Source organism: Streptomyces olindensis (genome assembly GCF_040645895.1).
Classification (GTDB): domain Bacteria; phylum Actinomycetota; class Actinomycetes; order Streptomycetales; family Streptomycetaceae; genus Streptomyces; species Streptomyces olindensis.
This window is the reverse complement of the sequence record NZ_JBEYZD010000009.1, coordinates 22,355-46,288: the sequence shown is the minus strand read 5'-3', so window position 1 is coordinate 46,288 and position 23,934 is coordinate 22,355. Positions and strand designations below refer to the sequence as shown.

Annotated in this window: 19 protein-coding genes; 3 read left to right on the top strand and 16 right to left on the bottom strand. The window is 72.4% G+C overall.

Going from position 1 to position 23,934, the window contains the following annotated elements; translation table 11 throughout:
• Nucleotides 1-59 precede the first annotated feature (59 nt).
• Nucleotides 60-833, top strand: a complete 774-nt coding sequence (locus ABZ948_RS07535) for an alpha/beta fold hydrolase (protein ID WP_359758005.1) — start codon at nt 60-62, stop codon at nt 831-833.
• Nucleotides 827-1,600, top strand: a complete 774-nt coding sequence (locus ABZ948_RS07530; RefSeq protein WP_359758004.1) for a MerR family transcriptional regulator — start codon at nt 827-829, stop codon at nt 1,598-1,600. Before ABZ948_RS07535 ends, ABZ948_RS07530 begins: the two co-directional genes overlap by 7 nt.
• An 18-nt stretch (nt 1,601-1,618) precedes the next feature.
• Here ABZ948_RS07530 and ABZ948_RS07525 read toward each other — a convergent pair whose 3' ends face one another.
• The 11 genes from ABZ948_RS07525 to ABZ948_RS07475 all read right to left on the bottom strand — a co-directional run bounded on the left by ABZ948_RS07525 (nt 1,619) and on the right by ABZ948_RS07475 (nt 15,590).
• Nucleotides 1,619-2,785, bottom strand: a complete 1,167-nt coding sequence (locus ABZ948_RS07525) for an SUKH-4 family immunity protein (protein ID WP_359758003.1) — start codon at nt 2,783-2,785, stop codon at nt 1,619-1,621.
• Between the two features lie 170 nt (nt 2,786-2,955).
• On the bottom strand, nt 2,956-3,495 hold the full coding sequence (locus ABZ948_RS07520; protein ID WP_359758002.1) for an AAA family ATPase: 540 nt from the start codon (nt 3,493-3,495) through the stop codon (nt 2,956-2,958).
• Nucleotides 3,495-5,804 (bottom strand): xanthine dehydrogenase family protein molybdopterin-binding subunit, encoded by a 2,310-nt coding sequence (locus ABZ948_RS07515; protein ID WP_359758001.1) that lies wholly within the window; start codon nt 5,802-5,804, stop codon nt 3,495-3,497. The genes ABZ948_RS07520 and ABZ948_RS07515 overlap by 1 nt, the downstream gene beginning before the upstream one ends.
• Nucleotides 5,801-8,458 (bottom strand): 2Fe-2S iron-sulfur cluster-binding protein, encoded by a 2,658-nt coding sequence (locus ABZ948_RS07510; protein ID WP_359758000.1) that lies wholly within the window; start codon nt 8,456-8,458, stop codon nt 5,801-5,803. Before ABZ948_RS07510 ends, ABZ948_RS07515 begins: the two co-directional genes overlap by 4 nt.
• Nucleotides 8,455-9,348: an FAD binding domain-containing protein gene (locus tag ABZ948_RS07505; RefSeq protein ID WP_359757999.1), complete on the bottom strand. Its 894-nt coding sequence runs from the start codon at nt 9,346-9,348 to the stop codon at nt 8,455-8,457. Before ABZ948_RS07505 ends, ABZ948_RS07510 begins: the two co-directional genes overlap by 4 nt.
• 282 nt (nt 9,349-9,630) lie before the next feature.
• Entirely contained in the window at nt 9,631-11,256 is a 1,626-nt protein-coding gene (locus ABZ948_RS07500) for a beta-N-acetylhexosaminidase (protein WP_359757998.1), read from the bottom strand.
• 1 nt (nt 11,257) lies between these two features.
• Complete coding sequence (locus ABZ948_RS07495; protein ID WP_359757997.1) at nt 11,258-12,100, bottom strand: carbohydrate ABC transporter permease; 843 nt, start codon at nt 12,098-12,100, stop codon at nt 11,258-11,260.
• Nucleotides 12,097-13,053, bottom strand: a complete 957-nt coding sequence (locus ABZ948_RS07490; RefSeq protein WP_435857468.1) for a carbohydrate ABC transporter permease — start codon at nt 13,051-13,053, stop codon at nt 12,097-12,099. Before ABZ948_RS07490 ends, ABZ948_RS07495 begins: the two co-directional genes overlap by 4 nt.
• Before the next feature lie 143 nt (nt 13,054-13,196).
• A complete protein-coding gene (locus ABZ948_RS07485; RefSeq protein ID WP_359757996.1) occupies nt 13,197-14,495 on the bottom strand; it encodes an extracellular solute-binding protein in 1,299 nt (432 codons plus the stop codon).
• A 211-nt stretch (nt 14,496-14,706) separates the two neighbouring features.
• Nucleotides 14,707-14,988: a DUF3039 domain-containing protein gene (locus ABZ948_RS07480; protein WP_031113140.1), complete on the bottom strand. Its 282-nt coding sequence runs from the start codon at nt 14,986-14,988 to the stop codon at nt 14,707-14,709.
• Between the two features lie 29 nt (nt 14,989-15,017).
• Nucleotides 15,018-15,590 (bottom strand): YqgE/AlgH family protein, encoded by a 573-nt coding sequence (locus ABZ948_RS07475; protein ID WP_031113139.1) that lies wholly within the window; start codon nt 15,588-15,590, stop codon nt 15,018-15,020.
• Between the two features lie 253 nt (nt 15,591-15,843).
• Between ABZ948_RS07475 and murA the strand changes: the two genes are divergently transcribed.
• A complete protein-coding gene (gene murA, locus ABZ948_RS07470) occupies nt 15,844-17,184 on the top strand; it encodes a UDP-N-acetylglucosamine 1-carboxyvinyltransferase (protein ID WP_094052211.1) in 1,341 nt (446 codons plus the stop codon).
• 307 nt (nt 17,185-17,491) lie between these two features.
• Here the strand turns inward: murA and ABZ948_RS07465 are convergent, their stop codons facing one another.
• The 5 genes from ABZ948_RS07465 to ABZ948_RS07445 all read right to left on the bottom strand — a co-directional run bounded on the left by ABZ948_RS07465 (nt 17,492) and on the right by ABZ948_RS07445 (nt 23,606).
• Nucleotides 17,492-17,773 carry an HU family DNA-binding protein gene (locus ABZ948_RS07465; protein ID WP_003990598.1) on the bottom strand — a complete coding sequence of 94 codons (282 nt, stop codon included), beginning with the start codon at nt 17,771-17,773 and terminating at the stop codon, nt 17,492-17,494.
• A 365-nt stretch (nt 17,774-18,138) separates the two neighbouring features.
• The gene (locus ABZ948_RS07460) at nt 18,139-19,572 is read right to left on the bottom strand and encodes an NAD-dependent malic enzyme (RefSeq protein WP_359757995.1); all 1,434 of its coding nucleotides are present in this window, start codon (nt 19,570-19,572) and stop codon (nt 18,139-18,141) included.
• A 333-nt stretch (nt 19,573-19,905) separates the two neighbouring features.
• The gene (locus tag ABZ948_RS07455) at nt 19,906-22,191 is read right to left on the bottom strand and encodes a HelD family protein (protein WP_359757994.1); all 2,286 of its coding nucleotides are present in this window, start codon (nt 22,189-22,191) and stop codon (nt 19,906-19,908) included.
• A 60-nt stretch (nt 22,192-22,251) separates the two neighbouring features.
• Nucleotides 22,252-23,085: an anti-sigma factor family protein gene (locus ABZ948_RS07450; protein ID WP_389624779.1), complete on the bottom strand. Its 834-nt coding sequence runs from the start codon at nt 23,083-23,085 to the stop codon at nt 22,252-22,254.
• On the bottom strand, nt 23,085-23,606 hold the full coding sequence (locus ABZ948_RS07445; protein ID WP_010039908.1) for a sigma-70 family RNA polymerase sigma factor: 522 nt from the start codon (nt 23,604-23,606) through the stop codon (nt 23,085-23,087). The genes ABZ948_RS07450 and ABZ948_RS07445 overlap by 1 nt, the downstream gene beginning before the upstream one ends.
• Between the last annotated feature and the right edge of the window lie 328 nt (nt 23,607-23,934).

The window sequence follows — 23,934 nt, the reverse complement described above, 5'->3', positions numbered from 1 at the left end:
CGATACGGCCGCTGCCGCGCTTGACCCTGACGCAGGGGCAGCCTCCGAGCATGGCCGGTATGGCTGACGGAAGCGACAACTCCTTGACGCGGTTCACTGTCCGGCACGGCGGTGTCACCCTCCCGGTGTCGCGCGGGGGCCGCGGGCGGCCTCTGGTGCTGTGCCCGGGGCTGACCTGCACGCAGGCCGACCTGTCGGAGCTCATCGGGCTGTTGCGGCGTGACCACGACGTGGTGGCCTTCGATCTCCGCGGGCACGGCTCCGCGTCCCCCGCCGAGCGGTACTCCTTCGACGCCTTCCTGAGTGACCTCGCCGCCGTGCTGGCGGATCTCGACCTGCCCGCGGCGCCTGTGCTCGTGGGCTACTCCCTGGGCGCGGACCTTGCCGTGCACCATGCGGCCGAGTGTCCCGAGAGCATCGCCGGGCTGGTGCTCATCGACGGGGCGAATCCGCTGCCCGAGCCGTTCCTCACGGACACCGACCTCGCGGAGTTCCGGGCCATGGCGGAGGCCGGGGCGGCACGTCATGTGGCGCTCACCGCCGAGGACATCTTCGCCCTGGGCCGGGAGATGGATGTGGTCCGGGGCGAGATCCTCGACCGGTACCGGAAGATCGACCTGCCCGTCCACGTCATCATGTCCACCGCGATCGCCGGCGACGTCGCCGAAGGGCGTGCCCCTCGGCACAACCGGCTCTGGCGGTCCGGCGTCGAGCGGCTTCTGCGCCAGCGGCCACACGTCTCGGCGGACTGGATCGACGCCGACCACGGGCTGGTCTTCACGCACGCCCCTGACATCGCCGCGATCGTCCGGAGCAGACTGGCCCCATGCTGACCATCGGCGAACTGGCCTCGTACGCCGGAGTGACCGTGCGCGCCGTGCGGCACTATCACGCCAGGGGGCTGCTGCCCGAGCCCGAGCGCGACCACTCCGGATATCGGCGGTACGGCGCCGGTGCCGTCGTCGAGCTGATCAGGATCCGGACGCTCGCCGAGGCCGGGGTGCCGCTGGCGCGGGTGCGGGAGTTGCTGCAGGCCGGTGAGGCGGAGTTCGCCGCGGCGGTCGCGGAGATCGACGGACGGCTCCAGGCGGAGATCCGCGAGCGGCGGCGGCACCGGGAGCGGATCGCCCGCCTCGCCTCCGGGGACAGCCTGGCACTGCCACCGGAGGTGGTCGGGTTCCTGGAGCGGCTGCGGGCGCTCGGAGTCGACGAACGGATCGTCCGGGCCGAACGCGACGGCTGGATCCCGCTGGCCGCACGCTCGCCCGAGCGCGTCGGTGAATGGATCGCGCGCAAGCAGGAGCAGCTCGCCGACCCGGAATTCGTCGACTTCTACCTGACCCTGGGCGAGGCTCTCGACCGGGGCAACGACGATCCGCGGCTGGTCGAGCTGGCCGACAGGGTGGCCGCCTGTCTCACGAGGCTGGCCGAGGAGCGGGGTGAGGAGTACGTCGGTGATGCCGGCGTGGAGCCGCCGCTCGCCGAGCTGATGGACACGCTGGCGTTCGACACCGTGCCCTCCGCCCGTCGGTTCATCGAGCTGCTGAACCGGCGCGGGTGGGCGGGCTGGACCCGGCTGGAGCGGGTGGGACCGACGTGACCGCCGGCCCGGGGTGTCTCACAGCACCCCGCCCGCCTCGTCCTGGAACGCGTCCGTCCAGTAGTGGCGGCCCGAGCTGCCCGCCGCGACGCCCGTCGGGTCGACCGCCGACAGGACCTGGAGCATCGTCATGGCCAGCTGGTCGTAGGTGTCGGTCGTCAGCTCGTGGGCCGACTGCTCGTCGATGGCCCGCTCGCGGTGCAGGAGCCAGAGCGTGAAGGCGAGCGTCGACACGTCCGTGTTCAGGGGGTGGAGCGTCGCCTCGGGCTCGCTCCAGTTCAGGACCGCGCCCGTCGCGCCGTCGACGACCAGGCTGTGGTCCTCGACCAGGTGGCCGAGGCGTATCAGGCGGTCGGCCCCGGCGGGGAGACGCGCCGGGGTGTCGGCGTCGGCGTGGAACTCGGCCAGCGTGGCCAGCGGAACGTCCGTGTCGAGGGAGAAGACGTGGGCGTCCTCCGGGAGGCCCACCTCGCGCAGGAAGCGGCGGGTCGGCTCGTGCGTGAGCGTGGCCGGGAAGTCGACGTCCTCGAAGCGCGCCACCTTGCCGGGGCCGAACTCCTGGTCCAGGAGGCGGTGCGGGAGGTCGAGGGAGAGGCCGGAGGCGCCGCCGCGGCCCGCGACCAGGGACAGGGGGCGGATCAGTGCCGCCATCTTCCAGAACGGGGCCGGTTCGCCGTCCGCGCCGTCCCGGAAGACCGCCAGGAGGTGCTGGGACGCCTCCGCCACCGCCTTCGGGCCGTAGCGGCCGGCGTAGGAGGCGAACTGGCCGCGCAGCCCCGCCAGTTCGTCCGTCGCCTCCGCGAAGCGGACCAGCGTCCGCAAGGAGGGGGCCAGGGGGCGGCGGTCCATGAGGTCGGGCCGGTCGTGCAGCAGGTGCGTCGTCGAGACCTCGCCCGTCGCGCCGTCCAGCAGGACCGATTCGGTCTCCAGGCCCGCGGGGCCGAGGAGTCCGCCTATCACCAGCTGCTCGCGCAGCTCGGCCGAGAGCCGGTCCTCCGGGTCGCCCGTCGAGTCCGCCACCGTGCGCAGGCCCTCCCTGCGCAGCTCGGCGAAGCTCAGCAGGCCGCTGTCGGACGGCAGTCCGGGGCCGGTCAGCCAGTGGCGCGTCGACGCGTGCGTCACCCACGGGTCCAGTTCGGCCTCGGTCAGGGTGATCACCGCGGCACCGGCGTCGGTCGTACTCATGGGCTCCCCCGCATGTGCTTGCTCACCATCCCCTGGCGGAGCACGGCAGACCGCCCGGCCAGGCCCGGCAGCCGTCCCCCACTGCCCAGAACACTACGCCCCACCACTGACAACGCCCCGGAACAGCGACGCGTGCCCAGCGACCACAACGCGTCCACCCCTCATGACGCTCAGACGACCCTGGCGCGTTCCCTTCCCGAAAGAATCGCCTCGACCGTCTGTCCCACCGTCAGCTCCGAGGTGTCGAGCCACAGTCCGATCCGCGGGGTCCGCGCGCGCAGCTCCTCGTCCAGCGCCGCGACCGTCCAGCCGCCGCCGTAGCCCGTCTTCGGCCGTTCCGCCTCCCGCGCGGCCACCGCCTCGGGGCTCGGCGCGAGGACGACGACGTACAGCGGGCGGGTGCGCACCAGGCCGGTGTACGTCTCCAAGTCCTCGCCGAGCACCACGTCCTGGACGACCGCCGTGAAGCCGGCCTCGGCGTAGGCGTCGGCGGTCGCCGCGGACAGCCGGTACCGCAGGAGCAGTTGGGCCCGTGCCTCACCGTCCGCGCCGGGGACGTACTCCTCCCGGCCCGTGACGATCATGCGCCGGAACGCGTCCCCGCGGACGTGCGCGGCCCTCGGCAGTGTCCGCGCCAGCGCCTGCGCGACCGTCGACTTGCCGGCCGCCATGACGCCGGTGACCAGGACCACCCCGCCCGCGAGGGGCATCAGGAGCGGTCCGTGACCACCGCGGCCTGCGGGCGGATCGGCAGCCGGTTCACGGGGCGGCCCGTCGCGGCCCGTACGGCGGACGCGACGGCCGCCGGGGACGTCACGACCGGCACCGCGCTGACCGCCTTGGCCCCGAAGGGCGCGACCACGTCCCGTTCCTCGACCAGCCGGACGATGCGGATGTCGGGCGCGTCGAGGGCCGTCGGCAGGGCGTATCCGGTGAGGTCCGGGTGGCGGATCAGGCCGCGCGGTGTGCGGAGGTTCTCCGTGAGCGCGATGCCCACGCCCTGGGTCACGCCCGCCTCGATCCGGGCGGCCAGCTGGGTCGGGTTCAGGACCCGGCCCACGTCCTGGGCGACGGCCAGTTCCACGACCCGTACGGAACCGAGCTCGATGTCGACGTCGACCACCGCGCGGATCGCGCAGAAGGCCATGCCCACGAAGGCGTCGCCCTGGCCGGCCTCGTTCAGCGGCTCGGTCGGGTGTGGACGGCACTGGGCGGTGGCCCACAGTTCCTTGCCGTCCAGCGCCTCGGTGACGGTCGTCGAGAGGACCCCGTCGTACGACGTGATCTTGCCGTCGGTGATCTGGAGCAGCTCCGTGGACATGCCGAACTTGTGGGCGAGCGGCTGGAGGAGCTGGGTGCGGACCATCTTGGCCGCGCGCTCCACCGCACCGCCCGACACCCAGGTGTGCCGGCCGCGGCAGCCCGCGCCCGCGGGGGGCTGGTCGGTGTCGACGGGCGCCACGTGCACCTCGTCGATGCCGAGGGTCTCCTGGACGATCTGCCGGGCCAGCGTCGTGAAGCCCTGGCCGGTCTCGACGGCCGCGCACAGCACCGTGGCCACGCCGTCGTGGACCTTCACGGTCGCCGTGGACACCTCGTCCGCGCCCTCGGCGCCGAGCATGTGCACCATGCCGAGGCCGTAGCCCACGCCCCGGCGCACCGCGCCCGGTTCACCCGCGCCCTCGGGGCCGCCGGGCAGCAGCCACTCGTCCTCGGGGGTGTCCTTGGGGAGGGGCGGCAGGGGGAAGTCCCGGACGGCCTGGAGCAGTTCGGCGACCGGGGCCGGGCAGGTCACGGTCTGGCCGGTCGGCAGCACGTCGCCCGTCGCCATGGCGTTGCGCAGCCGCACCTCGGCCGGGTCGAGGCCGAGCTTCTTGGCGATCTTGTCCATCTGCGCCTCGTAGGCGGCGCAGACCTGCATGGCCCCTTCGCCGCGTACGTGGCCGGAAGGGGGGTTGTTGGTGCGGACGGCCCAGCCCTCGATGAAGGCGTTCGGGACGACGTACGGGCCGCAGGCGAACGCGACGGCGGCGGCGAGGGCCTCGGAGGAGGTGTCGGCGTAGGCGCCCGCGTCGAGCAGGATCTGCGCCTCGACCTTGACGAGTCTGCCCTCGCCGTCGGCGTGGTGGCGGTAGCGCAGCAGCGTGGGGTGCCGGTGGGCGTGGCCGAGGAAGGACTCCTCGCGCGTGGCGGTGAGCTTCACCGGGCAGCCGGTGCGCAGCGCCAGCAGGCCGAGCGGCAGCTGGAAGCCCTGGTCCTCGCGGTCGGCGGTGGCGCCGGGGACGCCGGTGACGACGACCTTGACGCGCTCGGGTTCCAGGGCGAAGGCGGCGGCGGCCGTGTCGCGGTCGGCGTGCGGGTCGGTGGAGGCGAGGTACAGCTCCACACCACCGTCCGGACGCGGTACGGCGAGGCCCGCCTCGGCGCCGATGGGCGCGGGGTCCTGGCGGCCGATGCGGTACAGGCCCTCGACGACGATCTCGCCGGCCGCCTCCGGGTCGCCGTGGCGCAGCGGGATGTGCCGGATCAGATTGCCGTCGGGGTGCAGCGGCTCGGCCTCGAAGGCCTGCTCCGGGTCGGTGACCGGGTCGAGCACCTCGTACTCGACGATGACGGCGGCCGCCGCCATGCGCGCGGTGTCGGGGTGGTCGGCGGCGACGGCGGCGATGGGCTCGCCGTGGTGGCGCACCACCTCGGAGGCGAACACCGGACGGTCGGCCGTGCCGCGCCCGTGCAACGGCCTGCCGGGGACGTCCTCATGGGTGACGACGGCGCGGACGCCCGGCATCTCGCGCGCGTGGGAGGTGTCGATGGACACGATGCGCGCGTGCGGGTGCGGTGAACGCAGCACGGCCGCCCACAGCAGGCCCTCGGCCCACAGGTCGGCGGCGTACGGGAAGGTGCCCTCCGTCTTGGCACGGGCGTCGGCGGGCGGCAGCGAGGCGCCGATGCCGTGCGGCAGTGGTTCGGGGGCGGGGGCGGCCTCCGCGGCCTGCGCGGTGGCTGCTTCGTTGCTCACGCCTGGCCTCCGTCCTGGCCGTAGGGCTGGTCATGCGGTTCCGGAGAGTGCGGTTCTTGCCCGTGCGGTTCCGGGGGCGCTCCGAACGCCGACGCGTTCACGCCACCGGCACCCGGGCCCGCCTGATGCGGGATCCGGGGCTCGTCGCCGTCGCCCTCGCCCGGGGCGGCGTGCGCCTCGCGCTCGGCGACGACCTCCTTGACGGCGTCCACCACGCCCCGGTAGCCGGAGCAGCGGCACAGGTTGCCGCACAGCGCCTGGCGGGTCTCCAGCTCCGTGGGGGCGGGGTTGCCCTCCAGCAGGTCGTGCACGGTCATCGCCATGCCCGGGACGCAGAAGCCGCACTGCACGGCGCCGCAGCGCGCGAGCGCCCGCTGCACGTCGGAGGGCTGCCCGTCCTCGGCCAGGCCCTCGACGGTACGGACCTCGCTGCCGGCGGCGGTCACGGCCGGGACCAGGCAGGACGCGACGAGGCGCCCGTCGACCTGGACGTTGCACGCCCCGCACTCGCCCTGCGAGCAGCCGTCCTTGGCCCCGGCGAGCCCGAGCCGCTCACGCAGCACGTACAGCAGGGACTCGCCGATCCACGCGTCGGTGACGGGGCGGTCGGTGCCGTTGACCCGCAGGACGTAGGAGGCGAGGGGGTGCTCCTCCTGCGGGGCCGTGGGCGCCCCGTCCTGGGAGGCGGCGGACGGGTCGTCAGGGGTGTCCGCCGTGTCGTGCGAGGCGGCGGGCTCCTCCGGTGCCGGGTCGTCGGGCGTCTCGCCGTCGGCGCCCGGGGCGTCGGCGGCCTCCGGTCCGGCGTCCGCGTCCGCCATGGCCGGGAGGGGCCCGGCGGACGGCTCGGCGGGGCCGTCGGCGCCCTCCGCGGCCCCCGGGACGCCCTCGGCGGGCTCACCGGGCCCGGGAGAGGGCTGTGAGGCCTCCTGGGCGGCCTGCGCAGGCCCGACGCCGTCCGGGTCCGCCGCGTCCGCCTCGGGCGAGGGCGCGGCCTCCTCGGGCATCTCCCCGGGGTGCTCGGCGTACGGCTGCTCGGCGCCGTGACCGGCGGGAGCGGGCTGGTCGGGGGCGTGCGCGGCGTGGCCGGGGTGTTCGGGAGCGTGGGCGGAGGCACCGGGGTGCTCGGGGGCGTGCGTGTCGGGCCCGGGGTAGTCCTCGGCGTCGTGCACGCCGGTTCGCTCCGGTCCATGACCGGGGACGTCCGTCTGCTCCGGTCCGTGACCGGGGACGCCCGTCTGCTCCGGATCGTGACCGGGGATGCCCGCCCGCTCCGGATCGTGACCGGGGATGCCCGCCCGCTCCGGATCGTGGCCGGTGAAGTGGGAGGGCTCCGCACCGTGGTCGGTGAAGTGGAGGGGCTCCGCGGGGTGGTCGGCGAAGCCGGTGCTCTCCGGGGCGTGGCCCGGGAAGCCGGACGGCTCCGGCCCGTGGCCGACGGCACCCGCGTGTCCCGCCCCGTCGTCGGCGTAACCCGAGGGCTCCGGGGCGGAGTCGGTGAAGCCCGGGGATTCCGCCCCGGGGTCGGCGAAGCGGGACGGCTCCGGCGCGTGGCCGGCCGTCGGCTGCCCCGGCGTGTCCTCGCCCTGGCCCGCCTCGTGCGGCAGGCGGGCGGCGTGCGTCGGATCCGTCCCGTGCGGCAGGTGGCCACCGTGCGCCGCGTCCGTCTCCTGGGGCAGGGGCGCGGCGGGCGGCTGCTCCGGGGCGTGGCCACCCGGGACGGCGGCGTATCCGGAGGCCGGCCCGGGGCCCCCGGGCTGCCCGTGCCCCTCCATGTGCCCGTGGCCATGCCCCTGCTCGGGCCCGTGCCCATGGCCATGCCCTTGCTCAGGCGCGTGCCCATGTCCGTGGCCCTGGCCCTGGTCGTACCCCTGGCCCTGACCCTGGCCCTGTTCGGCGCCGTGCGGGTAACCCGCGCCGGGCTGGTCCTGCCCGGCCGTCTCCTGTGGGGTCTGCCGGTCCCACGGCTGCCCGGCCGCCTGGGTCGCCCACGGCGCGGGCGCGCCGCCGGGGAGCGTGGCCGGTGGGGTGCCGCCCCACTGCTCGACCAGGGAGGACGTGGTGAACTCGCCCGACTCGTCCGGGAGGTCTCCCCCGGCGACGGGGATGGACCACTGCCCGGTCACGTCATGGCCGGGTGCGGGCTCGGCCGCCGTGGCCTCCTCGAAGTTCCACTGCCCGGTGGTGCCCGGGTTGTACGTGAAGCGGTCGTTCCCGCCGTGCGGCCGCGCCCCCGCGTCGGTGCCGTACGGCGTACCGGAGCCGTAGGGCGCGCCCGCGCCGTAGGCCGCCTCGGAGCCGTAGGGCTGCTCCCCCGCGTCCTGCCCCTGCTGGTGCGCCGCGTGCGGGTCATGCGGGTCGTGCAGGTCGTGCGGGTCGTGCCACTGGGCGCCGTCGACGGGCGCGCCGGGCACCGGCCACGCGCCCGTGGCGGCCGGGTCGGTCCCGGCGGTCGTCGCGGGGCTGACCGTTATCTGCGGCGGTACGTAGCCGTGGCCGGGCGCGGCGAGGGGGCTGTCGGCCGCCAGCAGGGCGTCGACGCCCCCCTCGGGCAGTTCGACGAAGGCGGTGGCGCCGTCGTCGTACTCGCCCTGGGGCAGCGGGTCCCAGCGGCTCCCGCCCCGGGGCGTGCCCTCTCCGTGCTGGTCGTCGGTCACGACAGCGCCCTCCCCAGTGCTCGTCGGGCCAGCGCGGCGACGGTGCGCCGCAGGTGCAGTACGGCGGGCGGGAGCTGCGGTACGGAGCCGTCCTCGCCCGGGGGCGCGTCGGGGATGCAGGCCGCGGCGACGTACTCCCCGAAGGCGTTCAGGGCCTCCGGGACGAGCGCGCGGTTGTTGTCCCAGTCGATGAGGCCGGCCACCCACTGCTCGGCCTCCAGGGGCCGCAGCGCCATCGGCGCTATGGCGCCCACCGCGCAGCGCACGCCCCGGCGCGCGGGGTCCAGGACCAGGGCCACGGACGCGACCGCGCGGCCCGGGCCGGTGCGGCCGGTCGCCTTCAGGAAGACCTGCGGGGCGTGCAGCAGCGGCACGCGCACGTAGCCGATGAGTTCCCCGGCGCGCAGCATGTCCATCCCGGCGAGCAGGTGCGACACCGGGATCTCCCGGCGGGCTCCGCCCGGGCCCGCGATGATCAGGGTCGCCTCCAGGGCGGCCAGGACCGGCAGCGCGTCGCCGGTGGGGGCGGCCGAGGCGATGTTGCCGCCCAGGGTGCCCGCGTTGCGGATGTGCGGCGGACCCGCGGCGCGCGCGGCGGCGGCGAGCGCCGGGATCAGGGCCGCGAAGTCGGGGCGGCCCATGCGCGCGTGCGTGAGGCCCGCGCCGAGCAGCGCGTGGCCGTCCTGGTACTGCCAGCCGCGGATCTCGCTGATGCGGCCGAGTCCCACCAGCGCGGCGGGCCTGAGCTGCCCGGAGTTGACGGCGGCCATCAGGTCGGTGCCGCCCGCGACGGGCACGGCGGCGGGCACGGCGGTGAGTGCCGCGACGGCCTCGTCCAGCGTCGTGGGCAGCGTGACGGCCTGCGCCGCCTGCGGTGCGTGCGTGGTCAAACCGGCTGCCCCTTCCCGCTGCCCCACCTGGTCCCACCTGTGCTGCCGTACGGTACGTGCTGACAGGGCGGACGTGGCAACTCTGGCACATCTTGGCGAGAGCCGAAGACACGGGTCCGCTAGGAGGCATTCGCCCACCTCATCGGCGAGATGGTCCGTTTTCGCACGGGTTCGCCAGAGCGTGGCGATTGGCACTTTCGGTGACCCTTGTGCGCTTTTTCCGTGGCCTGTTCGAGCTGTTCGGTCGCACCGGCCGAGCTGTCCGGCCGCACCGGCCGGGTGCTACCGGTTCGGCGGCGGGCCGTCGATCGGGCGGCCCGTCACCCCGGGTCGCCGCTGCCAGGGCAGCGGGCCGGCGGGTGGCCGGTAAGCGACGCCCAGGGCGTCGAGCCGCCGGTAGTGGGCGGCCATACGGCGCTCGAAGCCGGCGAAGTCCCGTTCCGCCGGGGCGGGCAGGGCGCTCCAGGCGACCTCGGCGAAGGCGGCGAGCCGGGGGAACGCCTGGTAGTCCACGCGCGCCTGGTCCTCCATCACCTCGGTCCACAGGTTGGCCTGGGTGCCCAGTACGTGCCGGGCCTCATCGGGCGTCAACTCCGGAGGCACCGGCTCGAACCGGTAGACGTCCTCCAGGGTGCGCACCCACCCGATCGGTACCGGCTCGTCGGGGCCCGGCGCCTGACGGTGGTCCAGGTACACCTGCTGCTCGGGGCACATGACGACGTCGTGGCCGGCCCGGGCGGCGGCGATGCCCCCGGCGTAGCCGCGCCAGGAGGACACGGCCGCGCCCTTCGCCAGCCCGCCCTCCAGGATTTCGTCCCAGCCGATGAGCCGGCGCCCGCGCGCGGTGAGCCAGTCGTCGAAGTGCCCGATGAACCAGGACTGGAGCTCGTCCTCGTCGGCGAGCCCGAGTTCCCTGATGCGCGCCTGCGCGGTCGCCGACCGCCGCCACTGGTCCTTGGGGCATTCGTCGCCGCCGACGTGGATGAACTCCGAGGGGAACAGCTCCAGCACTTCCTCGAAGACGCCCTCGTAGAAGCGCAGGGTGTTGTCGGTGGGGGCGAGTACGTTCGGGTTGATTCCCCAGGTGTCCCAGACGGAGAGGGCGGTGGTGTCGATGACGTCGGTGTTGCCGAGTTCCGGGTACGCGGCGATGGCGGCCTGCGAGTGTCCGGGCACGTCGATTTCGGGGACGACGGTGATATGCCGCTCGGCGGCGTAGGCGACGATCTCGCGGATGTCGTCCTGGGTGTAGTGGCCCCCGTGGGGCTTCTCCTCCCACAAGGGGGAGGCGCGGTGGCCGGTTTTGGTCCGGGCGCGCCAGGAGCCGATCCGGGTCAGCCGCGGATGCCGCTCGATCTCGATGCGCCAGCCCTGGTCGTCCGTCAGATGGAAGTGGAAGACGTTGAGTTTGTGCGCCGCCATCAGATCGAGGTAACGCAGGACGCCTTCCTTGGGCATGAAGTGCCGGGCGACGTCGAGCATGAGGCCGCGCCAGGGGAAGCGGGGCCCGTCCTCGATCGTGAGGTGGGGCACGGCCCACACCCGGTCGCGGGCGAGCGGGGCCCTGCGGTACGCGTCGGGGCCGAGGAGCTGGCGCAGCGTCTGGGCGCCCCAGAAGGCACCGGCCGGGCCGCCGCCCTCGATGAGGACGCCGTTCCGGTCGCTGACGAGGCGGTACTCCTCGGCGCCGAGCCCGGCGTCGAGCCGGAGCCGGATGCCGTCGCCGCCCGCGTCGTCGGGTTCCCGCCCTTCGCGCAGGGGCAGGCCGGTGGCCTCCCGCAGGACGGTGCGCAGCCAGTGGCCGACGCCCTCCGTGCCGGTGCCGGCGTGGAGCCGGGAGTGCGCCGTCAGCCGTAGTTCCCCGTCATCGGCGACGACATTGCGGGGAGCCGGGATCAGTTCAGTCACGTCAGTCCTTTACCGCCCCGCCCAGCCCCGACACCAGCCGTCGCTGCACGAGCACGAAGAAGATCAGCACCGGGATCGTCATCACCGTGGACGCCGCCATGACGCCGCCCCAGTCCGGGTCGTCGGGTTTGTAGAAGACCAGCAACGCCATCGGGAGCGTCGACTGGGAGGTGTCGCTGATGATGAACGACTTGGCGAACAGGAAGTCGTTCCATGCGGAGATGAAGGAAAACACGCTGGTGGCCACGAGACCCGGCAGGACGAGCGGGAAAAGGATCTGCCAGAGGAATCGCGCCCGGCTCGCCCCGTCGATGTACGCGGCCTCCTCCAGCGCCTCCGGAACGGCTTTCACGAACCCCCGCAGCATCCAGATCGCGAAGGGCAGCGAGAAGGCGATGTGGGGCAGGATCAGCGAGCCCAGCGTGTTCAGCTGACCGGCGTCCCGCATGAGGAAGAAGAGGGGGATCGTGAGGGCTTCCACGGGCACCATCTGGGCCACCAGAAACATGATCAGCAAGGTGGTCCGGAGGCGGAAGCGGAATCGTGTCACGGCGGTCGCGGCGAGAAACGCGATCAGCGCCGAGGCGATCACGACACTGCCCGCGACGACGAGGCTGTTGAGGAAGTAACGGCCGAATTCCTGCTGCCCGAAGACGCGTCGGAAGGAATCCAGGGAGGGCGCGAGAGTCCACGGCCGGGGCTCGCTGGACTCGATCTCCCCGGCCGGTTTGAAGGCGCTCAGCACCATCCAGTAGAGGGGGAAGGCGACGACGAGCGCGATCAGCAGGGCGGAGGCCTCGGCGGCCAGGCGCCCCGGGCGGCGGACACGGACCGGAAGATTCACAGTTCCTCCCCCTGCCGGCGCAGCAGCCGCAGGTACACCAGGGTGACGGCGAGCAGGATCAACAGCATCACGACGCCGATCGCGGAGCCGAGGCCGTACTGCGAGGAGGCGAAGGCCTGCTGGTAGGCGTAGACGTTCAGGACCAGGTTCTGGCCCGCGATGCCGCCGCCGTTCGTCATGACGTAGATCTGCGTGAAGACCTTGAAGTCCCAGATGACCGACTGGATGGTGACGACGACCAGGATCGGACGGAGCATCGGGGCGAGGACGGAGCGCCAGATCCGCCACTGGGAGGCGCCGTCGAGGGAGGCGGCCTCCAGCACTTCGGCGGGTACGGCGCGGATGCCCGCGTACACGGTCACCATCACGAACGGGAAGGAGCACCAGACCACTTCGAGCAGGACGAGGAAGAAGGCGCTGATCCGGCCGTACGTCCAGGAGTGGTCGCCGAGGCCCAGCATCCGGTTGACCGGGCCGAAGTCCGGGTCGAAGAGGAACAGCCACACCGTCGATCCGGTCACGGCCGGGGTCGCCCACGCGCCGAGCGCGGCCAGCATCAGCGCGAGCCGGGGTACGGCCCGTACGCGCGTGAGCAGCACGGCCAGGGCGCAGCCGACCGCCAGGGTGGAGACGACGCAGGCCGCCGCGAACAGCACGGTGGCGAGCAGCACCTGCCAGAACTGCGGGTCCCCGAACAGCTCGGCGTAGTTCCCGACCCCCTCGAAGGTGGCCGGCTCCCCGCCGCTCACCTGCGCCTGGGTGTACTGGAAGAAGGAGATCAGCCCGAGCTGGTAGATCGGGTAGACGAGCAGCCCGCCGAGCACGACGAGCGCGGGCGCGAGATACAGCCAGGGCGTCCGGCCGCCGGAGACCCGCCCGGTCCGGCCGGCGCCGCTCCGGCGCGCACGCGGCCGCCCGGCGCGCGGTGCGGGCGCGTCACCGCCCTTGGGCACCCCGGGCGGACGTCCCGGCTCGGGAAGCGGGCCGCCCGCGGGCGCCGCCGGCGCGGGGCCGGCGGCCGGGAAGGACGCGGGCCCGGCCGTTCCGGGGCCCGCCGCACCGGCGTCCACCGGGTTCGTACGGTCGTTCACCCCGCTCACCCCGCGGAGCCGAACGCCGTGTTCATCTTCTTCGCGGCGTCCTCCGAGGCCCGGGCGACGTCCTTCTTGCCGCTGATGACCTCCTGGAACATGGTCGGCAGGACGAGCTGCGAGTCGATCTGGGCCCAGGCCGGGGACGCGGGGACGAACTTGGTGCCGGCCGACAGGGTCTGGACGAAGGGCTTCACGAACGGCTCCTCCCGCGCGACCTGCCGGCGGACGTCCGTGAAGGTCGGCAGGAAGCCCATCGCGTCGAAGAGTTCGGTCTGCGTCTTCTTCGAGGCGAGCCGTTCCATCAGCTGGACCGCGAGCGTGCGGTGGGACGTGCTCTTCAGGACACCGATGTTGTTGCCACCGGCGAAGGCGGGCGCGATCGAGCCGGGCTTCACCCCCGGCAGGGGGACGACGGCGTACTTGCCCTTGCCCTTCCCGGCCTCGACGGCGGTGTGGCTGAAGTCGCCGCCGATCGCCATGCCCGCCTTGCCCGCGGCGAACGCGGAGACCGTGTCGTTGCCGCCCATGCCCGCGCACTTGGCGGCCGGGCAGTTGTCGTCGCCGAAGAGGGACGTGTACGCCTCGATGCCCTTGCGGGCCTGCGGGCTGTCGATGCCGGACGCGTACGAGCCGCCCTTGCCGCTCGCGAGTTCACCGCCGTTGGCCCACACGAACGGCACCGCGCCGTAGGTGTAGGCCCCGCCGACGACCAGGCCGTACAGCTCGGGCTTGGCGGCGCGGATCTTCCGCGCGGTGGAGGCCAGTTCGGCCATCGTCTTCGGGACGGACAGGCCCAGCTCCTCGAACACGTCCGTGCGGTAGTACAGCGCGCGGACGCCCACGTAGAACGGGGCGCCGTAGACCTTGCCGTCCACGGTCACCGACTGTCTGGCCGTCGGGTCGGTGTCCTTCGCCTCGCTCCAGTCGCCGAACTCCTTCGTGACGTCGAGGAGTCCGCCGTCCTTCACATAGCCGGCCGTGTCGGTGTTGCCGTACTCCATGACGTCGGGCGCGGAGGCGGGGTCGTTGAAGGCGGCCTTGACGCGCTGGGCGCGGGTGTCGATGGGGATGTACTCGACGCTGACCTCGGTGCCCTGGTGGGCCTTCTCGAAGTCGGCGACGACCGAGTCGACCACCTTCTCCTTGGGGGCGTTGCCGACCTCCTGGAAGAGCCACACGCGCAGCGTGCCGGTCTTCTCGTCCTTGTCGGAGGAGGAGTTCGAGGAGGTCTGGGGCGCGCACGAGGTGGCCAGGAGGGCGGCGAGCGCGCCGAGGCCGACGAGACGGACGGACAGCTTCATGGAGTGCTCCTCCGAAGGTGCGTTGCAACATGCGCAATGAAGGTTTCGCTGTGCACAACACTTCGGAGGCTAGGGACTGCGTGAACATGCCCACAAGAGGTCTCAACCACTCTGTGACCGGCAGACGCACCCCGTGCAACGCCCGGACAGCACAAAAGCCTCCAGGGCGCGCAAAACGCACCCTGGAGGCTTCACGCCAAGCGGACCGGGCCTACTTGTCGCCCTTGCCCTTGTCGTCGCCGCCGGAGCCCATGGACTCGTAGATCTCCTTGCACATGGGGCAGACGGGGTACTTCTTCGGGTCGCGGCCCGGCACCCAGACCTTGCCGCACAGCGCCACGACGGGGGTACCGTCGAGGGCGCTCGCCATGATCTTGTCCTTCTGGACGTAGTGGGCGAAGCGCTCGTGGTCACCGTCACCGTGGGAGGTCTGCGGCGTCGGCTCTACGAGGGTCCCCGTACCAGTCCCGCGCTCGGGCTCGAGAGTGCTCATAGGCCCAAGGGTACTGAAGCTCACAGACATCAGTTGAGCGAAGGGTCGTCGGGGTACGTCGCCACCATCGCCAGCTCGTTGCGCTGGCGGCGCAGCACCTCGCGCCAGAGCCGCTCCGGGGACGGGGAGGACACGTCGCCGGGCTCGGACTCGACGACGTACCAGGCGCCGTCGACCAGCTCGTCCTCCAGCTGGCCCGGGCCCCAGCCGGCGTATCCGGCGAAGATCCGCAGGGAGCCGAGGGCCGAGGCCAGCAGCTCCGGCGGGGCCTCCAGGTCGACCAGACCGATCGCGCCGTGCACCCGGCGCCAGCCCAGCGGGGCGGCCTCCCCCGACGCGCCGCCGGGGACGACGGCGACCCCGAGGGCCGAGTCCAGCGACACCGGGCCGCCCTGGAAGACCACACCGGGCTCGACAGCGAGATCCCCCCAGCCCTCCAGGATGTCGCCCACGTCCACCGGGGTGGGGCGGTTGAGGACGACACCGAGGGAGCCCTCCTCGTCGTGGTCGAGGAGCAGCACCACCGCGCGGTCGAAGTTGGGGTCCGCCAGGGCGGGCGTGGCCACGAGCAACCGCCCTGTGAGCGAGGACACCTCGGTCATGCCAGACATGATCCCGCATCTTCCCTTTCCGTGGGGAGCAATGCGGGCGACCGGAGTGCGCGCAGCTCAGGGGCGCACCGATGCGTCCCACGCGCACGGGTGTGACCGTGACCCCATGTGCCCGGCACGGAACGGTTCGTGTTGTGACAGAGCTATGACGTGGCTGGGTCTGACTCAGGCTTACAGAAGGGGGGTGGAGGGCGATTACCCTTTCCCTCCTGGCCCCTGCCCGACTCCACGGAACGCGAGATTCATGACCGTCAACGACGATGTCCTGCTTGTCCACGGCGGAACCCCGCTGGAGGGCGAGATCCGTGTCCGCGGTGCGAAGAACCTCGTACCGAAGGCCATGGTGGCGGCGCTGCTGGGCAGCGCTCCGAGCCGGCTGCGCAATGTTCCGGACATCCGCGACGTTCGGGTCGTACGGGGTCTGCTGCAGCTGCACGGTGTGACGGTCCGTCCGGGTGACGAGCCCGGCGAACTGGTGATGGACCCGACGCGCGTGGAGAGCGCGAACGTCGCCGACATCGATGCCCACGCGGGTTCGAGCCGTATCCCGATCCTGTTCTGCGGACCGCTGCTGCACCGTCTCGGTCACGCGTTCATCCCCGGCCTGGGCGGCTGTGACATCGGCGGTCGGCCCATCGACTTCCACTTCGAGGTGCTGCGGCAGTTCGGCGCGAAGATCGAGAAGCGGGCGGACGGCCAGTACCTGGAGGCACCGCGGCGGCTGCGCGGCACGAAGATCCGGCTGCCGTACCCGTCCGTCGGCGCGACCGAGCAGGTGCTGCTGACGGCCGTCCTCGCCGAGGGCGTCACGGAACTGTCCAACGCGGCCGTCGAGCCGGAGATCGAGGACCTCATCTGCGTGCTGCAGAAGATGGGCGCGATCATCGCGATGGACACCGACCGGACGATCCGCATCACCGGTGTGGACCAGCTCGGCGGCTACAACCACCGCGCCCTGCCCGACCGGCTGGAGGCCGCGTCCTGGGCGTCGGCGGCGCTGGCGACCGAGGGCAACATCTACGTCCGCGGCGCGCAGCAGCGCTCGATGATGACGTTCCTGAACACCTACCGGAAGGTGGGCGGTGCCTTCGAGATCGACGACGAGGGCATCCGCTTCTGGCACCCCGGCGGGCAGCTGAAGTCCATCGCGCTGGAGACGGACGTCCACCCCGGTTTCCAGACCGACTGGCAGCAGCCGCTGGTGGTGGCCCTGACGCAGGCCACGGGCCTGTCCATCATCCACGAGACGGTCTACGAGTCCCGCCTCGGCTTCACGTCCGCGCTGAACCAGATGGGCGCGCACATCCAGCTCTACCGCGAGTGCCTGGGCGGCTCCGACTGCCGCTTCGGCCAGCGCAACTTCCTCCACTCGGCGGTCGTCTCCGGCCCCACCAAGCTCCAGGGCGCCGACCTGGTCATCCCCGACCTCCGGGGCGGCTTCTCGTACCTCATCGCGGCCCTGGCGGCCCAGGGCACGTCCCGGGTCCACGGCATCGGCCTGATCAACCGCGGCTACGAGAACTTCATGGAGAAGCTCGTCGAGCTGGGCGCGAAGGTCGAGCTGCCGGGCAAGGCGCTCGGCTGATCCCGGCCCTGCGGCAACGCCCGCCCGGCTGGGGGTCCGGGGGTCATCCCCCGGGAAAGCACAGCATGGAGAAGCTCGTCGAGCTGGGCGCGAAGGTCGAGCTGCCGGGCAAGGCGCTCGGGTAGTCCCGGCCGGCTCGGGTAGTCCCGGCCGGGCCATGCACGCCGAGGGGCGGCCACCTGAACCAGGTGGCCGCCCCTCGGCATTTCATGCGGCTCTCGGCGGCTCGCGCCCCGAAGGGGCGCGGGGAACTGCGCGACCAGCCACAGGCGGCCCGCAGTTGCCCACGGCGCACGCGATGGAACGCTTACTTGCCCTTGGCGGCTTCCTTGAGCTTCGAGCCCGCGGAGACCTTCACGCTGTAGCCGGCCGGGATCTGGATGGGCTCGCCGGTCTGCGGGTTGCGGGCGGTGCGAGCGGCACGGTGGGTGCGCTCGAAGGTCAGGAAGCCGGGGATGGTGACCTTCTCGTCGCCCTTGGAGACGATGTCGCCGACGACGTCGGCGAACGCGGCCAGCACGGCGTCGGCGTCCTTGCGGGTCACCTCGGCGCGGTCGGCCAGCGCGGCCACCAGCTCACTGCGGTTCATGTTGTTACTCCCGTGTTCATCTTGCCGTTGAGGCGTCAGATCGAAGCCGATGCTGCCAGGGTCCTCCATGAGTCCCCGGACCCGGGTCCGTCGTCAGACCCTCGCGCCCAGGGACGCATCCTGCCTCTACCTGCGGCGGGAAAGCCAATCCGGCACCCGCAGGAGTCGTGGGAACACCCTTGGGGAGTCACACGAAAAGAGGGCCTGAGCCTGGCCGACACGATAGAGCCCCCTGCTGACAGGGGTTCCCGCGACGCGCCGGTCCCGGGCCGTCGTGGGGATGCTCACAGTCCGGGGGCGGCCGCCCCCGGACCCCGGCGCCGGCCTGTCCGGCCGCTCCCTCAGCCGCCGGACGGGCCTGCCCCTCAGACGCCGGACGGGCTGCTCGCCGCCGCGCCGACCGCCTTGGCGGCCTCGCGCACCGCGCCGGCCACCGCGCCCGCGACCTTGTCGTTGAAGACGCTCGGGATGATGTAGTTCGGGTTCAGCTCGTCCTCGGTCACCACGTCCGCGAGGGCGGTCGCGGCGGCCAGCATCATCTCGGTGTTGACCGTGCGGGACTGGGCGTCCAGCAGGCCGCGGAAGACGCCCGGGAAGACCAGCACGTTGTTGATCTGGTTCGGGAAGTCCGAGCGGCCCGTGGCGACAACGGCCGCGGTCTGGCGGGCGATTGCCGGGTCCACCTCGGGGTCCGGGTTCGCAAGCGCGAACACGATGGCGCCGTCGGCCATGGCGGCCACGTCGTCGCCGTCGAGGACGTTCGGGGCCGAGACGCCGATGAAGACGTCGGCGCCGCGCACGGCCTCCTTGAGCGTGCCGGTGAGGCCCTCGGGGTTGGTGTTGTCGGCGATCCAGCGCAGCGCCGAGTCCGGGGCGGCGTCCACCAGGTCCTCGCGGCCCGCGTGCACGACGCCGTGGATGTCGGCGACGACGGCGTTCTTGACGCCCGCGGCGATCAGCAGCTTGAGGATGGCCGTACCGGCCGCGCCGGCGCCGGACATGACGACCCGGATGTTCTCGATGGCCTTGCCGGCGACGCGCAGCGCGTTGGTGAGCGCGGCGAGGACGACGATCGCCGTGCCGTGCTGGTCGTCGTGGAAGACGGGGATGTCGAGGGCCTCGCGCAGCCGGGCCTCGATCTCGAAGCAGCGGGGCGCGGAGATGTCCTCGAGGTTGATGCCGGCGAACCCGGGGGCGATCGCCTTGACGATCTCGACGATCGCGTCGGTGTCCTGGGTGTCGAGGCAGATCGGCCAGGCGTCGATGCCGGCGAACCGCTTGAAGAGGGCCGCCTTGCCCTCCATGACGGGCAGCGCGGCCTTCGGGCCGATGTTGCCCAGGCCCAGCACGGCGGAGCCGTCCGTCACGACCGCAACGGAGTTGCGCTTGATGGTGAGGCGGCGGGCGTCCTCGGGGTTCTCGGCGATCGCCATGCAGACGCGGGCGACACCGGGCGTGTAGACCATGGAGAGGTCGTCACGGTTGCGGATGGGGTGCTTCGACGCCATCTCGATCTTGCCGCCGAGGTGCATGAGGAAGGTCCGGTCCGAGACCTTGCCCAGCGTGACGCCCTCGATGCCGCGGAGCTTCTCGACGATCTCGTCCGCGTGCGCGGTCGACGTGGCCGCGATGGTGACGTCGATACGGAGCTTCTCGTGACCGGATGCCGTGACGTCGAGGCCGGTCACCGAGCCTCCGGAGGACTCCACGGCGGTGGTGAGCTGCGAGACGGCGGTTCCGCTCGCGGGCACCTCCAGCCGGACCGTCATCGAGTAGGAGACGCTGGGCGCCGTTGCCATGGCCGACTTCCTCTGCTTTCACCTGACGCTGAGTTGTGCCGTCCGATCGTCGCACCTACCGCTCGGTAGCGGGTAGCCGCCCTCGATTGCGAACGTTTTGTTCGCAGAACCGGCCAGCAAAAAGAGACCCACGTCACGTTGACGTGGGTCTCTTGCGAAGTCAGGTGGCACCGACCCGCCATGCTCGCCTCGCGGCAAGTGGTCGCTCGTAGCGACGAAGGTTGGGCCCGGGGGCTTGGATCGAGCCGGTGCCACATCCAGGCTAACAAACAGATCCCGTAAGGCCATTCCCGTACCGGGAGTTCATTTCGCCGACAACTGGGTAACCCCGGCTCAGTCCCTGAGCAGGTCCGGGACGCCCGCTCCGTCGGGCTCGTCCCGCTCGGCCGAGACGACCGTGAGCTGCTGAGTGGCCCGGGTGAGTGCGACGTAGAGCACACGCAGGCCGGCCGGGGACTCGTCGGCGATCTCCGCCGGGGAGACCACGACCGTCGCGTCGTACTCCAGGCCCTTCGCCTCCAGGCTGCCGAGCGCCACGACCCGGTCGCCGAGTCCGGCGAGCCAGCGGCGGGCCTCCTCGCGGCGCTGCATGGCGACGACCACGCCGACCGTGCCGTCGACCCGCTCCAGCAGCCGGGCCGCCTCGCCCCGGACGGTGTCGCCCAGGGTGCCCTCCACGACCGTGAAGCGCGGCTCGACGCCGGTGGAGCGGACCGCCTTCGGGGAGGCGGAGCCGGGCATCGCGAGGGCGAGGACCTTCGCGGCCAGCTCGGCGATCTCCGCCGGGTTGCGGTAGTTCACGGTGAGCTCGAAGCGGCGGCGCGGGCGGGTGCCGAGGGCCTCGTCGCGGGCCTCGGCGGCCTCGTCCGGGTCGGACCAGGAGGACTGGGCCGGATCGCCGACGACCGTCCAGGTGGCGTGCCGGCCGCGGCGGCCGACCATGCGCCACTGCATCGGGGTGAGGTCCTGGGCCTCGTCGACGATGACGTGGGCGTACTCGGTGCGCTCGGCCGCCAGTCGCTCGGCGCGCTCGCGCTGGGACTCCTCGCGCACCGGCATCAGCTCCTCCAGGCCGGTGAGCTGGTCCAGCGGGTCGAGTTCGCGCTTCTTGCGGGGCCGGGCGGGCGCGCCGAGGACGGCCTGGAGCTCGTCGAGCATGGCGATGTCGTGCACGGAGTACCCGTCACGCCGCAGAGAGCGGGCGACCTTGCGGACCTCGCCGGGGTTGAGGATCCGCCGGGCCCAGCGGCCGAGGCGCCGCTCGTCGGCCATGGCGGTGAGGACGGCCGCCGGGGTCAGCTCCGGCCACCAGGCGTCGAGGAAGGCGGTGAAGGCGTCTTCGGAGGTGATGTCCTCGTCGAAGGAGGAGCGCAGCTCGGCGGCGAGCTCCGGGTCGGTGTGCCGCCCGGCCGCGCCGGAGCGCTCCCACAGGGCGTCCAGGAGGAGCTTGCGGGCGCGGGGGCGCAGCAGGTTCACGGGGGCGGTGCCGCCGAGGGCCGCGCGCCGGATGCCCGCCAGTTCGTCGGCCTCCAGCTCCAGGCGGCGGCCGAAGGCGACCACGCGCAGCCGGGTCGGTGAATCGTTCAGCTCCAGGGCTCCGCGCGCGGCCTTGCGCAGCACCTTGAGCATGCGCGAGGAGCCCTTGGCCCGGGCCGCGGCCGGGGAGTCGTAGAGGGTGGCCTCGGCGCCCTCGACCAGGGAGCCGATGGCGCGGATGGCGACCTGGCCCTCCTCGCCGAGGGAGGGCAGGACGCCCTCGGTGTAGGCGACGAGCAGCGGGGTCGGCGAGACGATCAGGATGCCGCCCGCGTACCGGCGCCGGTCCTGGTAGAGGAGGTAGGCCGCGCGGTGCAGGGCGACGGCGGTCTTGCCGGTGCCGGGGCCGCCCTCGACGTACGTGACGGAGGCGGCGGGGGCGCGGATGACCAGGTCCTGCTCGGCCTGGATGGAGGCGACGATGTCGCGCATGGTGTGGCTGCGGGCCTGGCCGAGGGCGGCCATCAGGGCGCCGTCGCCGATGACGGGCAGTTCGCGGCCGTCGAGGAAGGCCGTCAGCTCGGGGCGCATCAGGTCGTCCTCGACGCCGAGCACCTTGCGGCCCTTGGAGCGGATGACCCGGCGGCGCACGACCCGGCCGGGATCGACCGGGGTGGAGCGGTAGAAGGGGGCGGCGGCCGGGGCGCGCCAGTCGATGACCAGCGGGGCGTAGTCCTGGTCGAGGACGCCGATGCGGCCGATGTGCAGGGTCTCGGCGATGTCGGCGGTGTTGTCCTCGCGCACGGCGCCCTCGGCGGGCTCGACGGCGGTGTACGCGCCGTCGGGTCCCTTCTTGCCGTCCTTGCCGAGCAGCAGGTCGATGCGGCCGAAGAGGAAGTCCTCGAACTCGTTGTTGAGCCGGTTCAGGTGGATGCCGGCCCGGAAGACCTGCGCGTCCCGCTCGGCGAGCGCGCCGGGCGTGCCGACCTGGCCGCGCTGGGCCGCGTCGTTCATGAGGAACTCCGCCTCGTGGATCTTCTCCTCGAGGCGCCGGTACACCCGGTCCAGATGTTCCTGTTCGACGTCGATCTCTCTGTCTCTCAGGGAGTCGAGCGCGGTTTCCTGAGGTGCCTGAGCGGCCACCGGGCCCCCTTCTGACGTGCTGGGCAGCCGTCCACCGTACGCGAAGGGGACCCGGTAAGGCTACGCGTCGACCTCGACCAGCCGCTTGCCGTCGAAGGTCACGACCTCGAAGTGGTCGATCTCGTTCGGCTCGAAGGCGGCGCCGCCCTGGACGTACAGCGGCTGCTTGGCCTTCTCGGTCTTGGCGTCGGGGAGGCCGTAGCCCCACTCCGGGACGGACCAGGAGGCCAGCGTCTCCCGCTCGCCGTTCTTGCCGACCGCGACCAGGGCGCACTTGAGCGGGCCCTTGACGTTCGTCAGCTCCGTGACCGTGCTGGTCCCCCAGTCCTTCTTCTGGAGGGCGACGGTCGCGGAGACCTTGGTGGTCGGGTCGGTGGCGGAGATCTTGTCGGAGATGCCGTCGAAGGCCTCCTTGGCGGGGCTCGCCGCGAGCGGGCGGTTCTCCGCGCCGCCGCTGTCGCCGCCTCCGCCGTTCGTCGCGACCGCGACGAAGGGGCCGCCGATGATCAGGGCACCGGCCGCGGCCACCATGTAGAAGCTGCGGCGGCGCTTCTGGGCGCGCCGCTCCGCGACCTCGTCGACCAGCTTCTCCACCAGGCGCGGCCTGGGCTTCGCGGACAGCGACTCGCCGATCGCGGGTGTGCTGCCGGAACCCGGGAGGTCGGCGAGGGCGGCGAGCATGGGCTCCATGCCGGCCAGCTCGTCGAGCTGCTGGGCGCACCATTCGCAGGTCGCGAGGTGGGCTTCGAAGGCGGTCGCTTCGGCGTCGTCGAGGATGCCGAGGGCGTAGGCGCCGACGGTCTCGTGCTCGTTCGGCACCGGGGACTCCTGCATGGGTCCAGACATACCCACGCCTCCCGTACCGAACCCCTGGTTACCCCCGTAAACACTCATCACGCCGTCACCCCCCGCTCCTCCAGTGCCAGCTTCATCGAACGCAGGGCGTAGAACACCCTGGAGCGGACGGTGCCGCTGGGTATGCCCAGGGTCTCGGCCGCCTCATTGACGGTACGCCCCTTGAAGTACGTCTCGACGAGCACCTCCCGGTGCGCGGGGGTCAGGTCGTCGAGTGCGTCCGAGAGAGTCATCAGCCACAGCGCCTTGTCGATCTCGTCCTCCGCGGGGATGACCTCCAGCGGCGACGGGTCGACCTCCTGCGGCCGGGCCTGCCGGCTGCGGTGGCCGTCGATGACGATGCGCCGGGCGACCGTCACCAGCCAGGGGCGTACCGATCCGGTCGCTCTGTTGAGCTGACCGGCGTTCTTCCAGGCACGGATGAGCGTCTCCTGCACGACGTCCTCGGCGCGCTGCCGGTCTCCGGCGACCAGGCGCAGGACATACGCCAGCAGGGGTCCGGCGTGTTCGCGATAGAGCGCACGCATCAGCTCCTCGTCGGGTTCCGAGGGCTGGGACATGCGATGTCGGGCCCTCGGTGCACGTTCATTGGCCACGACGGAATCCTTGCGCACGCCCACCTCCGATGTCCGGGGGTTCCCCCAGTCGGTCGCTCGACATGCCGTACGGACGCGAGCTGTTGGGCGTTCAAAGAGACGTGACAGATTTCTTCGAAGTGACGTGACGAGGGGGACATGCGGTCACATTCCCACCCCGCGTTCTTTACATTTCCGCCACATCGGCAAGTTCAAGCCACGCCTTCCCTACGGGGCCGTAGGTAAACGGCATGTAATCGAAATCACTTCGACAGCACGGTCGCAGAAGTCGCAATTAGGACAGGGAAATTGA